We start from the raw sequence: 14,056 nt of genomic DNA on the forward strand, positions 1-14,056 counted from the left end.
CGGCCGAGCTCATGCAGGCCGGGGCGCACGGGTCGACCTTCGGCGGCAACCCGATCGCCGCCGCGGCCGCGCTGGCCGTGCTGGACACGATCCGCGACGAGGGGCTGCTGGAGCGGGCCAAGGAGCTGGAGCACCGGTTCACCGCCGGCATCGAGGCCCTGGCCCACCCCGCGGTGCGCGGCGTGCGCGGGAGGGGGGCGCTGCTCGGCGTCGTCCTCACCGCGCCGGTGGCCGGGGCGCTGGAGGCGGCGCTGCGGGAGGCCGGCTTCCTCGCCAACGCCGTCGCCCCCGACGTGCTGCGGCTGGCGCCGTCCCTGGTGCTCACCGACGCGCAGGTCGACGCCTTCGTCGCCGCCCTGCCCACCGCCCTGGACGCGGCGGTGACGGCGATCGCCAGGACGGTGGCGGGCCCCGGGAGCACGTCCCCCCAACGACAGGAAGTGAACCGATGACCTCGCGTCAGGACGACCTCGACTTCTTCGCCCTGTTCCCGGGAGGTCCCGAGGAGTCGCTCACCACGACGACCGGTTCCCGTTCCCCGGGCGACACCCCCGTATACCGCTTCCACGACAACCTCGTCGAGGAGCTCGGCGGCCTGGGGGCGCGGTGCTCGCGGCTGAGCCGGTACTTCGAGCTGTCCTGCGACCGCCGGCCGGCAGCCGTCGCCCTGGAGTGCGACGGCGAGCGGATCTCCTACGCGGACCTGGACCACCGCGCCAACCGCCTGGCCAACCTGCTGATGAGCCGGGACGTCAGGGCCGGGTCACGGGTCGGCATCCTGCTCAACCGTTCGGTGGACACCTACGTGGCCCTGCTCGGGATCACCAAGACTGAGGCGACCTTCGTCCCCATCGACCCGGCGGCGCCGGCCGACCGGCTGCTGTACATCGCCGAGGACTCCGCCCTCGACCTGGTGGTGACCACGACGGAGTTCGCCGCGTCGACCGCCGCCCTGCCGTGCCGGAGCCTCCACCTCGACCAGGAGCGGCCGCAGCTGGCGGTGCAGCCGAGCACGCGTCCGGCCGTCGGGACCGACGGTGACCCCGTCTGCTACATCATCTACACCTCGGGATCCAGCGGCCGCCCCAAGGGCGTGGCGGTCGCCCAGTCGAGCATCTGCAACTTCATCGGCATCGTGCCGTCCCTGTACGGGGTCGAGCCCACCGACCGCGTCTACCAGGGCATGACCATCGCCTTCGACTTCTCCATCGAGGAGATCTGGCCCACCTGGGCCGTGGGCGCGACCGTGGTGGCCGGTCCGACCGACGGCCGCCGGGTCGGGTCGGGTCTGGCCGACTTCCTCGAGGACAACGAGATCACGATGATCTACTGCGTCCCGACCGTGCTGGCCACGCTGGACCGTCTCCTGCCCCGGATCCGCACGGTGAACGTCGGCGGCGAGGCCTGCCCCCGCGAGCTGGTCGACCGGTGGGGACCCGGCCGCCGGATCCTCAACACGTACGGGCCCACCGAGACCACCGTCACCTGCACGATGGCCGAGCTCCGGCCGGGCAAGCCGGTGACCATCGGCCGCCCGTTGCCGACCTACCGGGTGATGCTCCTGGACGACGACCGGCAGCCGGTCCCGGCAGGAGCGGTCGGGGAGATCTGCGTCGGCGGGCCCGGGGTCGCCGTCGGCTACGTGAACCGCCCGGACCTCACCGCCGACCGGTTCATCCCCGACCCCCGCGGCATCCCGGGTGAGCGCATCTACCGCACCGGCGACCTGGGCCGCTTCCTGCCCGACGGTGAGCTGGAGTACCTGGGACGGGCGGACAGCGAGGTCAAGGTGCGGGGGCACCGCGTGGACCTCCAGGAGATCGAGAGCGTCCTCCTCGAGCACGACGAGGTGACCGGGGCGGTGGTGACGCTCCTGCCGTCCCCCGACACCGGCGGGGAGCTCGCGGGCTACGTCGTCCTGCGGGACGGCGCTGCGGCGGACCCGTCGGGCGACCGGGTCGACGAGGTCGTCGACGAGCTGCACCAGCGCCTGACCAACCAGATGCCGCCGTACATGGTCCCGGCCTACCTGGACGTGGTCGACGCCATCCCGATGCTGCCCAGCGGCAAGGCCGACCGCGGCCGGCTGCCCGAGCCGAGTCGCCCCCGGCTCATCCGCTCCGACCAGGAGTACCTGCCGCCGACCACGCCGGCGGAGGCGTGGATCGCCGGCGTGTGGGAGGAGACCCTCCGGCTGGCCCCGGGCTCCGTCTCGGTGGACGCCGACTTCTTCGAGGCGCTGGGCGGGCACTCCCTCGTCGCGGCGAACGTCGTCTCCACGATGCGGGAGAGCGACCTGGGCGCCGGCCTGTCGATCCTGGACTTCTACCGGCATCCCACGGTGCGGGCCCTGGCGGCCTTCCTCGAGGCCGGTGTCGGCGCCCAGCCGGACACCGACGGGCTCCCGCCGCGCGAGCCGCGGCCCGAGCCGCCGTCCGCCGGGCGGGTCGTCCGGTTCGGGATCGCGCAGGCAGCCGTCATCGTCGCCGTCGTCCTGCTGTTCCTGTGGCCGGTCGCGCTCGCCTACGGTCTGCACGACGGGCAGCCCTCCGGCGCCCTGATCAGGGACCTGGCGATCGCGCTGCCCACGGTCTTCCTCCTGACGCGGTGGGTGCTGCCGATCGTCGGCGCGCGGCTGCTGTCCCGCGGACTGGAGGTCGGTGACCACCCGCTCTGGGGTGCCATGCACCTGCGCGTGTGGACGATCGAGAAGCTCGTGACCATCTCGCCGCTGACCGTGCTCAGCGGTTCCCCGTGGGCGGCGACCTACCTGCGGCTGGCCGGCGCGCGGGTGGACGACGAGTCCCACGTCGGGACGGCGGACGTCTCGCTGCCCGCGCTCCTGCGGGTGCACACCGGGGCCACCGTCGGCTACGGCACCCAGCTGCACGGTCACCGGGTGGCGGAGGGGGTCCTCTCCCTCGCCCCTGTCACGGTCGGCGCCGGAGCGGTCGTCGGGTCCGAGTGCGTCCTGGAGTGCGGGTCGGAGGTGGGCGCCTCGGCCATCCTCCGCGAGCAGTCGCTGCTCCAGTCCGGGAGGACGATCCCGGACGGGGAGACCTGGGCGGGCTCCCCGGCACGCCCGGCGCCGGAGGCGATCGACCCGGTCGTCGAGCTGATGGCCAGTTGCGCGGCCGCGCCCCGCACCTGGTCGCGCACGCTCCTGGCCGGCTTCGCCGGTGGGGTCCTGCTGCTGGAGCTCCTGCCGTTTCTGATCATGCTGCCGGTGGTGGCGGTCGTCTGGTGGGCCCTGCTCACCTTTGGGACGGCGGTCGCGCTGCTCGCCGCCGCACTGTCGGGTCCGCTGTTCGTGGCCTCCTCGTGCGCGCTGATCCTGGGGGTCCGCCGCTTGGTCCTGCCCGGGACGCCGGAGGGTGTGCACCACCTCCGTTCCCAGCTCGGCCTCGAGAAGTGGCTCGGCGACAAGCTCCTCGAGCTGAGCCTGCTGCTGAACAACACGATGTACTCCACCCTCTACACGCCCGTCTGGCTGCGCGCGTTGGGGACGAGGGTCGGCAAGGGGGCCGAGGTCTCGACGATCTCCCACATCGACCCCGACCTGCTCACCCTGGGCGAGGGCTGCTTCGTCGCCGACATGGCCACCGTCGGGAGCGCGACGTACGCCAACGGCCACGTGGCCTTCCGGTCCACCGAGATCGGGTCCCGTGCCTTCGTCGGGAACGCCTCGTACATCCCGGCGGGCACGACCATGGGGGACGGGTCGCTGATCGGTGTGCGCAGCGTCCCGCCGCCCGCCGGGGTGGAGGCCGGGACGTCGTGGCTGGGCTCCCCGCCCTTCTTCCTGCCGCGCCGGGAGCTGTTCGAGGACTTCACCGAGGCGGAGACGTTCACCCCGTCCCGGCGGCAGGTCCGTGCCCGCTACGCGATCGAGTTCCTCCGCATCGTGCTGCCGAGCTCGCTGCTCGCCGTCGCCATGTTCGCCACGCTGTACGGGCTGTCCGCGCTGGCCGTCTCGTGGGGCACCGTGGCGACCGTCCTGCTGGCCCCCGTGGTGGCGCTGGCGTCCAGCGTCGGCGTCCTCCTGTTCGTGGCCGCGCTCAAGTGGCTCGTCGTCGGCCGCTACCGGCCGCGCGTGCGACCGCTGTGGAGCGGCTTCGTCCGCCGGACGGAGTTCGTCACGGGGATCTACGAGGCGGCGGCGGTGCCGGCCTTGCTCACCTTCCTCACCGGCACGCCCCTGCTCGGCCCGGCGCTGCGGCTGTTCGGCGCCCGCGTCGGCCGGCGGACCCTGCTCGGCACCACCTACCTCACCGAGTTCGACCTCGTGACCATCGGGGACGACGTCTCGGTGGGCGCCAACGCGTCACTGCAGACCCACCTCTTCGAGGACCGCGTCATGAAGATGGACCACGTCACGCTCCGCGACCGCGCCAGCGTCGGGGACAAGGCCGTCGTCCTGTACGGCTCCGTCGTCGAGGAGGACGCCACGCTGGCCGCCCTCTCCCTCGCGATGAAGGGCGAGGTGCTCCCAGCGGGCACGACCTGGTCCGGCATCCCGGCGCAGAAGGTCAACCGTACGCCGACGCCACCGCCGGCACGGAACGGACGCCGGGTCTTGACCGGCTCCGCGACGACGGGGACCCGGCGATGACGGCCGGCCCGCGGGTGCCCCAGCCGGAGGTCGTCGACCCGTCCGGCGGGGCCACCGCGACGACCGTCGCGACCCGCGAGGTCGTGCCGCTGAGTCACGCCTGCGAGCCGGCCGCCTCGGGGGACGTCTCCGGCACGCCCGCGAGCACGCAGGTGGAGAGGCGTGCTCGCACCCGCCTCGTGGGGATCGACGCCGCCCGGGGTGTCGCCCTCGTCGGCATGATGGCCGTGCACAACTTCGCGGCCACGGACGAGGACGGGACGGCGTCCCTGGCGTGGAGCGTGGCCGCCGGGAAGTCGGCCGCGCTCTTCGCGCTCCTCGCAGGTGTGGGGATCGCCTTCGCCAGCGGCGGCCGGCGCCGTCCGACGGGACGCCGGTGGACCGCCGAGGCGGCCTCGTTGCTCGTCCGCGCCCTCGTGATCGGCGCGGTGGGCCTCCTGCTGGGCCACGTGGTCCCGGCCGACCTCGCGTCGGTGATCCTGCCGTACTACGCGGTGCTGTTCCTGCTGGCCATCCCGCTGCTGTCCCTGTCCATCCGGGCTCTCGTGGGGCTGGCCGCGACGATCGCCGTGGCGATGCCCCTGCTGAGCCACGTGCTCCGCGCCGGCACGGAGTTGGTGGACCCCGTTCCGAACCTGACCTTCGGCGCACTGGTCGACGACCCGCTGCACGCGCTGCGCGACCTGACCCTCACCGGCGTCTACCCCGCGTTGCCGTGGATGGCCTACCTCTGCGCCGGTCTGGCCGTGGGGCGTGCGCTGCTGACCTCGCGCCGGACCGTCCTGGTCGTCCTGCTGGTCGGGGCCGGTCTCGCCGTGGCCGCGCGGATGGTCTCCTGGCTGCTGCTCGACGTCGTCGGCGGGCGGGCGCGGCTGGAGTCGGTCGCCCTGCAGTCCATGAGCCAGGTGGAGTTCGCGGCGTTCCTGCGGGAGGGCGCGAGCGGGGTCACGCCATCGGACACCCCGTGGTGGCTGGCGACGACCCTGGCGCACTCCAGCACCCCGCTCGACCTCGCGTACACGATCGGTGTCGCGCTCGTGGTGGTGGCGGTCTGCATCCTCGTGGGCCGTGCCACCACGGCTCTCCTCCGGCCGCTGGCAGCCGCGGGGAGCATGACCCTGACCTTGTACAGCCTCCACCTGCTGCTGCTGAGCTCCCCTGACCTCCCCGGGGGTTCGAGGGGTTTCGTCCTGCAGTGCACCGTGGTGGTGGCCTTCGCCCTGGTGTGGAGCCGCTTCCACGCACGGGGTCCGCTCGAGGAGTTCGTCGCCCGGCTGTCGGGGGCGGCGCGTCGAGCGGTGGGGGACGGTCGACGACCGCGGAATGCCGGTGCGCCCCCCGCCGCGTGAGGGACCGGCGCCCGCGGTGGACGACCGGGCGCCGGCGCCGGTACCGGGGGATCTCGGCGCCGATCCCACCCAGGACCTGCGGGACCGGGTGCTCCCGCTCGGTGCGCACGGGGGCGGCTGAGCCGGCCGGGGACGCTCGTGCCCCGGCTGTGCACGGGGGGCAGCCGGGGCACGAGCGGACACGGACCGTGGCCGACGCGCTGCGGCCACTGGTGCACCTCTCCGGGCGGGAGACCGGCCGGGCGAGGACGTCGCCGCCCTAGGCTGGGGCGTCGGGGACGCGCACGACCGGGATCGAGCGAGAGGCGGGGGGCACCATGTCGTGGCTGGTCACCGGCGGCGCCGGGTACATCGGGTCGCACGTCGTCCTCGCGATGCGCGCCGCGGGCGAGGACGTCGTGGTGCTCGACGACCTGTCCTCGGGTGTGCCGGCGCGCATCGGCGAGGTCCCCCTCGTGCTCGCCGACGTCGCCGACGGCGCGGCGGTGGCCCGCACGGTGCGCGAGCACGGGGTGCGCGGGATCGTGCACCTCGCGGCGAAGAAGCAGGTCGAGGAGTCGGTCCGGCAGCCGCTGCGGTACTACCGGGAGAACGTCGAGGGGCTGCGCGCACTGCTCGAGGCGGTCACCGCCGCGGGCGTGGAGCGGTTCGTGTTCTCCTCCAGCGCCGCGGTCTACGGCGCACCCGACGTCGACCTCGTCGACGAGCGCACCGAGTGCCGGCCGGTGAACCCCTACGGGCGGACCAAGCTGATCGGCGAGCAGCTGCTGGCCGACGTCGCCCCCGCGACCGGGCTGCGCTACGCCGCGCTCCGCTACTTCAACGTCGCCGGCGCCGCCGACCCCACGCTCGCCGACCGCGGCGCGGCCAACCTCGTGCCGCTGGTGTTCCGGCAGCTGGCCGCGCGCCGCCCGCCGCAGGTATTCGGCGACGACTACGACACCCCCGACGGCACGTGCATCCGCGACTTCGTGCACGTCGCCGACGTCGCCTCCGCTCACGTCGCGGCCGCCGCCGCGCTCGCCGACGGGCGCATCCGGGACCTGACGGCCAACATCGGACGCGGCGAGGGGGTGTCGGTGCGGGAGATGGTGGCGGCGATCCGCCGGGTCACCGGTACCGCGGACCAACCCTGGTCCGAGCCGGTGGTCGCCCCGCGCCGTGCCGGGGACCCGGCGCGCGTGGTCGCGTCGGCCGAGCTCATCCGCCGCGAGCTCGGCTGGTCCGCGGCCCACGGGGTCGAGGAGATGGTCGCCTCGGCGTGGGCGGGCTGGCAGGCGCAGGCGCAGGCGGCGCGGGCCGTGTCGGCGGGCTGAAGGGCCGGCTCCCGCCCGGGGAGTCCCGCCCGGGAAGTCCCGCCCGGGAAGTCCCGGCCATCCAGGGCGGGAGCCGGTCGCGGGTCCAGGCCGGCAGGTCGTCGACCGCCGCTCCGTGCGCCCGCGACGGGATCCGGCCTGCCGTGCGACCTGCGTGCGGGCAGGATCTCCCGACTCCTCAGGAGCCGCCTGCTGTGCGCTGCGCCTCCCCGGCGCCGAGGCGGCGCACGGTCCGGTGGAGGAACCGGTGCGCCCGCAGCGCGGTCGGGAACCACAGCGGCGGCGGCGCGTGCACGCACCGGTCGGGCAGCCCGTGGCGGCGCACACCCTCCCGGCTCGCCGCCACGTCGTAGTCCACCTGCAGGAACTCCACGCCCCCGGTCGTGTCGTCGAAGACCGCGCAACGCGCTCGCGGGCGGCGCTCGCGCTGCCGGGACTGCCCGACACTGCCGGGGTTGAGCAACCGCGGCGCGGTCGCCGGCGCGGCCGCACGACGGGCCGGCACCGTGCCCGTCGCGGCGTCGAGGAGCCACGGCTGGTGGGTGTGGCCGAGGACGAGGGTGTCCGCGCCGGGCGCTTCCCCGGGGAGCCGGGCGAGCAGCTCGACCGCCCGGCTCTCCCTCAAAACGTACTCCTCGGGGCTGTCCAGCGACCCGTGCGTCATGAGCACCCGGCCGGACCGCAGCGTGGTGGGGAGCGACTCCAGGTACGCGCGGACGTCGGCGTGCAGCAGCGAGCGGTGCAGGTCCGCGCTGAGCCGGGCGTAGGACGGGAACCTCGTCGGGGGCAGCCGGTCGAGGACGAGCAGGTCGTGGTTGCCGAGCACGCACTGCGCGCCGGCCTCGGCCAGCACCGTCACGCACTCGTTCGGCTGCCCCCCGTACCCGACGAGGTCCCCCGCGACCAGCAGCCGGTCCACGCCCCGGCGCTGCAGGCTGGTGAGGACCGCCTGCAGCGCCGGGAGGTTGGCGTGGACGTCCGACAGGACACCGGTGCGCATCAGCCGGCCGAGCGCAGCGGCAGCCGCCGCCGGAGCCTGTGGTACGCCGGCTCCAGCGCTCCGGCGAGCATGGGGACCGGATCGGACAGGTCCAGCGGGGTCTTGACCTCCGCCGCCGCCGCCCAGCGCACCCAGGTCCACATGTCCATGCCCGCCTCGCGTGCGGCGAGGTAGTCGCGCTCCAGCCGGCACCACGCCACACCGGGACGGGCCGGCGTCCGGGGAGGCCGGGGGAGACCGACGAGGTCGGCCCACACGACGGCGGGGATGTTCACGCCGGCCGCGGCCCCGACGTTGTGCCACATGTTGAACCGTGGATTGACCTCGAGCAGCCAGAGCCGACCCCCGGTGTCGCGCTTGAAGTCGAGCTTGGCCACCCCGCGCAGGTCCAGAGCCTCGACGATCTCGCGGCCGAGCCGGACGACGTCAGGCGCGTCGGAGGTGACCACCGCGGTCGAGTGGCCCAGCGCCATGGGGTAGGTGCGGACCTTGCGCCCGGTGAACTCGGCGGCCACGGACCCCGAGGAGTCGACGTAGACGTGGTAGCTCTCGATGCGGGTCTCCGGACCCGGGACCGGCTCCTGGACGATGACCTGCGGGTGCTCGGCGTGCAGCAGGTCCACGAGGGCGTCGAGTTCCCCCTGGTCCCGGACGATCGCGGCCTTGGCCGGGGTCGCCACGTCCCAGCGCCTCTCCCGGCGGAGCGGCTTCACCAGCAGGGGGAAGGCCAGCCGGGGGTCGAGCACCGGCCGGGTGAGGTCGAGCACCTGACCCCGCGGCACCGGGAGCTCCGCCTCCGTCGCGAGCTCCTGGAAGGCGGCCTTGTCGACCAGCCGCTCGACGAGGTCGGCCTCGGGGACCACGAACCGCAGGGCGGGTGCGAGCTCGTCCCGTCGACGGGAGATCAGGAGGAGGTCGTCGTCGGCCTGGTAGAAGAGGACCGAAGGGCCCGGGTGGCCGGCTGCGTCCGTCAGCACGGCGCTGACCAGCGCGTCCTCGTCGGGACGCGGGTCGGACAGCCACCCCGAGACGTAGCGGGAGAAGCGTTCGGGTCTCGTGGGCGCGCCGATGATGGTCACCGGGGCGCCCACCGCGTGCAGCGGCACGGCGAGGTCCAGGTAGCCCATGACGAGAGCGCGTCCGCCCTGACCGGATGACACCGCTGTCCCTCCCGTGCGCGGTGCCCACGACCGGAGGTCGGTCGGAGCCGGTCGGTCCTGCGGTGTCCTGCCCGGCCGGCCGACGGCGTGGGCTGCGTCCGCGGGGCGGGCTCCGGTGCCTCCCCTGGGTGGCAGGAAGTAGGTCTCCGGCGCCAGCGGGATCTCCCCGGTCGGGAACAGCGCCTCGACCTGGGAGCGGTACCCCTTGATCAGGATCTGCTTGGTGTCGAGGTCCCGGTCCCAGGTCACCGGTGTGAGCCCCCGTGCCGCGAGGTAGCCGGCGTCCGGGGAGTCCCGTTGGTCGTAGGGGAAGTCGGAGTACAGCACGGCGGGCCGCGGCTGCCGCTCCGCGAGGGAGCGGGTCAGCAGGTGGTCGACGTGCCGGCCGACCCCGGCCGGGCCGAACACCAGGCCGGCGTCGATGCGGTCGGCCAGGGAGCGCAGCTCTGCGTCGAGCCGATCGACGAGCGTGTGGTCCCCCCGCGAGACCCGGCCCTTGTCGATGTCGAGACGGAACGTGGGGTAGCGGTGGACGAGCTCGGGGATGACGCGGCCGAGCCGGGTCACGGTCGGCGGCACCTCCCGCCGCCGGAAGAGGGCGTCGGGCGCCCCGAGGTGGACGTGCTCCACGCCGAGACCGGCCAGCACGTCGACGTCCTCCTGCCGCCGGGCCGCGTACAGCTCGGTGGCATCGCCGATGGTGCACTGCCTCAGGAAGGCACCCGCTGCACGGGTGTGCGGCGGCGGAGCGGCTTCGGTGAACAGGGTGGCCACCGTGACCCGGGTCCGCCTGGCCAGCGTGCTCAGCAGCGCACCGCAGGACAGGACGGCGTCGTCGAGGTGGGCGGAGAGGACGAGGATCCCCTGCCCCTCGGCGACCACCTCTTCCAGGCGCGCGGACAGCGGGTCGCTCATCGGGTCTCCAGTTCGTTCGTCGGGACGTGCTGTGGCCGCCGCACCAGGTGGAGAACGGCTCCGCCGAGCAGCAGGACCGCGAGGATCCAGATGACCGGCACGGGTCTGGCCAGTGCGAGGAGGACCACCACGACGCCGGTGGCCAGCAGCGCACGCACCGCCTCGCGGGTGGTGCGGGGAGGCAGGAGCGGCGCTGCGGCGACCCACAACGCACCGGTGGCGACGAGCGCGGCCAGCGCCACGCCGGTGGCCAGACCCGGGACCCCGCCGAGCTCCCAGCCCAGCAGCAGGCCGGCAGGCATCACGACGACGGCTGTCAGCAACCCCGCCTGGCACCGCCGGTAGGCGCGCATCCCGAGCAGGACCGACGTGAACATCGTGAGCGCGGCGTAGCCGACCCCCGCGGCGGCGAGCGCCGGGAGCAGCGTCAGGGAGCCGGCGTAGCGCTCCGGGAAGACCAGCAGCATGAGCTCGCGCGGCACGGTGGCCACGACTGCCGCCGCCGAGAAGGCCAGCACGGCGAAGGAGCGCATCGTCGTCGCCAGGATGTGGTGCGTGCGCGCCTGACGGCTGCGGAGGAGGGGGAAGGCGACGGCGACCGCGCCGGCCGCCACGTACACCGGGGCCTTGGCCAGCGTGGAGAGCGCCTGGTAGCCGGCACTCTCCGCGTCGGGGGCGGCGAGGACGGCGACGAGGACCACGTCGGCACCGACCAGTGCGTAGACGATCAGCTGCGTGACGGCGATGTCGCCCGTCTCCGACCAGCGTGCCCGTTCCCGCAGGACGTCGGGCCGCCACGCCAGGTCGCGCCACAACGTCCGCGGCGCGGTGAGCAGGACGACCGCCGAACCCGCGATGAAGCCGGTCAGGGCGCCACCGGCGCCCCACCCCGCGAGAACGACCCCGACGCCCACGAGGAGGCGGGTGCCGACCTCGGCCACGAGGACCACCGCGTTGCGGACGAACCGCAGTTCGCCGTGGAACCAGCTCCAGGCCGGGCTGGCCAGGAAGAGCACGAGCGCCGAGCCGGCGACCGCGGCGACCACCGTCGCCGGGGCGAACGTGGCGGTCACCAGTCCGACGACGAGGGCGGAGAGCAGACCTCCCCCGACCGACACGGACCAGGCGAACGCCACGCCGCGGCGCCGCTCCTCCGATCGCGGCGAGGAACTGCGGATGACGTGCGTGAGGGGCAGCGGGAGCAGCGCCGCAGCCAGCACGCCCACGGTCCCGAGCAGCGTCGCGGCCGCGGCGTAGACGCTGTAGGACGGTGCGTCCAGCACGTGGGCCAGGACGAGAGCGCCGACGTAGCTGATCACCGCGGTCAGGGCCATGGACGCCGAGACCAACGTGCCCTGCGAGGAGACGAGGCTGCCGTCGACGGGCGCATGGCCGGCAGGGTCCCCGGGGACGACGGTCCCGGCGGACGGCGGGACGCCGTTCACCGGGCACCCGCGTCCGTGCCGGCAGGGGCGGCCGCGGTCAGCCGGCCGGCGATCGCCCGGAGCCGGCGGTCGGCGGAGGTCAGGGGCAGACGCTCGAAGCGCAACGCCGTGTAGGGCACGGCCCGGGCCCCGAAGCGCTCCTTGAAGGTCCCCACCCCGGATCCTGGCTCGGACTCCCCCATCAGGAACCAGCGGGACCCCGCGCCGCAGGCGTCCTCGATGGCCAGCGACTGCAGCAGCGTGCCGGCGTTGGTCCGGCCTGCCAGGTCCGCGTCCATCGCCGACATCCAGCCGTACGCCTGCTCGCCGAAGTGCAGGTGGGCATAGGCGGCCACGGGCTGACCCCGGAGGTGCGCCGTCCGGAGCGTGAGCATCGGACCCAGCGCAGAGAGGGCGGAGGCGAGCTGGCCGCCTCGATCGCGGTTGAGGTCGACGAGGCGGGCCAGCCAGCGCGGCTGGCGCCGCTGCTGTGCCCAGCGCTCCACGGAGCGGCGGTTCAGCTCGGCGAAGACCTCGACGCTCGCCCGGTCCCGTCCCTCGCGCACGTCGAGCGGCTGCCGCATCCCTCGGCGGACGTTCTTGCGGGTGGCCTTCCGGTACCGCTCCCGCCACACCCTCGGGAAGCCGCCGCGGAGATCGAGGACGTGGGCCACGAACGGCACTCGGACCGCCCGGCCGGGTGCGGCCGCGGACCACTCACCGGCGGCGAGCGGTTGCGGCACGAGCCCCGCCCGGAGGACCGGACGGTTCGCCAGGTCGGCCAGCACCGTGCGTGCTGCCGCAGCGGGCGCCCGGCCTCCGGGGACGAGTGGCCCTCCGTAGCCGTAGCCGTAGGGCATCGACTCCGCGGTGACCCGCACCCCGGCGCGGACGCGGGCGACCAGCGGCAGCAGCACCCTGGTCCCGTCGGCGAACTCGTAGAGCCGGCTGGCGTCGGCCCAGGAGCGACCGTGGCACAACCAGTCGGTCCACTCGGGGGTCTGGGTGGGCAGCGCGCCGGGATCGGCGGAGAGCAACTGCCGCCACACGTCCCGCGGTGCGGGGGTGACGACGTGGACGTCGTGTGCCGGGGACCCGCCGGACGGGACCGATGAGGACCGGGCGGGCTGCAGGAGGGCCGCTCCGAGGCCGGCGACCTGGCGGGCAGCGCTCACCGTGCACCTCCGTCCGCACGGGCGGGCCCGGCGGCGAGCTGGTTGACGAGCCCCCGGAGCCGCCGCCCGGCAGTCGTCACGGGGAGCCGCTCGAAGTGCACGGCCGACCAGGGGACGGGGACCCCGCCGAAGCGCTCCTTGTACGCCGCCACTCCGGAGCCGGGATCGGACTCTCCCAGCTGGAACCACCGGGCGCCGCCCGCGCAGGCGTCCTCGATGGCCAGCGACTGCAGCAGCGTGCCGGCCAGGGTCTGCTGGGCCAGCTCCTTGTCCATGACCGACAACCACCCGTAGGCCTGGTTGCCGTGGCGGAGCACGACGTTCACCGCGACCGGCTCGCCGTCCAGCCACGCCGTCCAGAGGCGCACCATGGGGCCGAGCTCGGCGATGGCGGACGCCAACCGGCCCACGCGGTTGCGCTGCCGTTCCACCTGGCGGACCAGCCACAGCGGCTGGCGCCGATCCCGCGCCCAGCGTTCCGCGGAGCGGCGGCTCAACTCGCCGTACGCCTCGAGGACCCCGCTGGCGGGTCCCCTCCGGACCTCCAGCCCCTGTTTCTCGGCCTTGCGGACGTCCCGACGGATGCGCGGGCGGAACCTGTCCGACCAGACGGAGTCCCATCCGCCCTCCAGGTCGAGGACGTGGGCGAGGTAGGGGACGGTGGCCGCACCCGGCGGCGCGGCCTCGGTCCAGGTGGCGGCCGACAGGGGAGCGGGCACCAGGGAGGCGCGGATGACCGGGCGCCGCGCGAGGTCGTCGAGGACCGCCCGCGCCTCCTCGGGGGTGGGGCGACCGCCCGCCACGAGGGGCCCCCCGTAGCCGAACCCGTAGGGCATGGACTCCTCGCTCCAGAGCGTTCCCGCCGTTTCCCGGGCCACGAGCGGGAGGAGCAGCCGTCGACCGTCGGGGAACTCGTAGAGGCGGCTGGCGTCGGTCCGGCCCGGGGTACGGCACAGCCAGTCGGTCCACTCGGGCGTCTGCGTCGGCAGGGCGTCCGGATCGGCGGACAACAGGTCGCGCCACGCGTCTCGCGGTGCCGGCGAGACGACGTGGAGGTCCCGGTGGCCGTCCTGTCCCCGCTGTCCCGAGGGACGGGCGGTCAACG

General features: G+C 74.5%; 9 protein-coding genes. 4 read left to right on the forward strand and 5 right to left on the reverse strand.

The window, feature by feature from the left end; translation table 11 throughout:
- The 4 genes from ACI78Z_RS19785 to galE form a co-directional block, all read left to right on the forward strand.
- Positions 1-452 (forward strand): aminotransferase class III-fold pyridoxal phosphate-dependent enzyme (locus ACI78Z_RS19785; protein WP_457038258.1); only part of this gene is annotated, 452 nt, incomplete at its 5' end.
- On the forward strand, positions 449-4,612 hold the full coding sequence (locus tag ACI78Z_RS19790; protein WP_457038259.1) for a Pls/PosA family non-ribosomal peptide synthetase: 4,164 nt from the start codon (positions 449-451) through the stop codon (positions 4,610-4,612). The genes ACI78Z_RS19785 and ACI78Z_RS19790, both read left to right, overlap by 4 nt.
- On the forward strand, positions 4,609-5,961 hold the full coding sequence (locus ACI78Z_RS19795; protein WP_457038260.1) for a heparan-alpha-glucosaminide N-acetyltransferase domain-containing protein: 1,353 nt from the start codon (positions 4,609-4,611) through the stop codon (positions 5,959-5,961). Before ACI78Z_RS19790 ends, ACI78Z_RS19795 begins: the two co-directional genes overlap by 4 nt.
- A 317-nt stretch (positions 5,962-6,278) precedes the next feature.
- Positions 6,279-7,277, forward strand: coding sequence for a UDP-glucose 4-epimerase GalE (gene galE / locus ACI78Z_RS19800; RefSeq protein ID WP_457038261.1), 999 nt, complete (start codon positions 6,279-6,281; stop codon positions 7,275-7,277).
- Between the two features lie 178 nt (positions 7,278-7,455).
- On the opposite strand, the gene ACI78Z_RS19805 is transcribed toward galE, so the two are convergent.
- The 5 genes from ACI78Z_RS19805 to ACI78Z_RS19825 are packed head-to-tail and all read right to left on the reverse strand — an operon-like array spanning position 7,456 to position 14,054.
- Entirely contained in the window at positions 7,456-8,277 is an 822-nt protein-coding gene (locus ACI78Z_RS19805; RefSeq protein ID WP_457038262.1) for a metallophosphoesterase family protein, read from the reverse strand.
- Positions 8,277-10,352 carry a PIG-L family deacetylase gene (locus tag ACI78Z_RS19810; protein ID WP_457038263.1) on the reverse strand — a complete coding sequence of 692 codons (2,076 nt, stop codon included), beginning with the start codon at positions 10,350-10,352 and terminating at the stop codon, positions 8,277-8,279. Before ACI78Z_RS19810 ends, ACI78Z_RS19805 begins: the two co-directional genes overlap by 1 nt.
- Complete coding sequence (locus tag ACI78Z_RS19815) at positions 10,349-11,797, reverse strand: lipopolysaccharide biosynthesis protein (RefSeq protein ID WP_457038264.1); 1,449 nt, start codon at positions 11,795-11,797, stop codon at positions 10,349-10,351. The genes ACI78Z_RS19810 and ACI78Z_RS19815 overlap by 4 nt, the downstream gene beginning before the upstream one ends.
- On the reverse strand, positions 11,794-12,951 hold the full coding sequence (locus ACI78Z_RS19820; protein ID WP_457038265.1) for a GNAT family N-acetyltransferase: 1,158 nt from the start codon (positions 12,949-12,951) through the stop codon (positions 11,794-11,796). The genes ACI78Z_RS19815 and ACI78Z_RS19820 overlap by 4 nt, the downstream gene beginning before the upstream one ends.
- On the reverse strand, positions 12,948-14,054 hold the full coding sequence (locus ACI78Z_RS19825) for a GNAT family N-acetyltransferase (protein WP_457038266.1): 1,107 nt from the start codon (positions 14,052-14,054) through the stop codon (positions 12,948-12,950). Before ACI78Z_RS19825 ends, ACI78Z_RS19820 begins: the two co-directional genes overlap by 4 nt.
- Positions 14,055-14,056 lie beyond the last annotated feature (2 nt).

Source organism: Geodermatophilus sp. SYSU D01176, assembly GCF_054050015.1.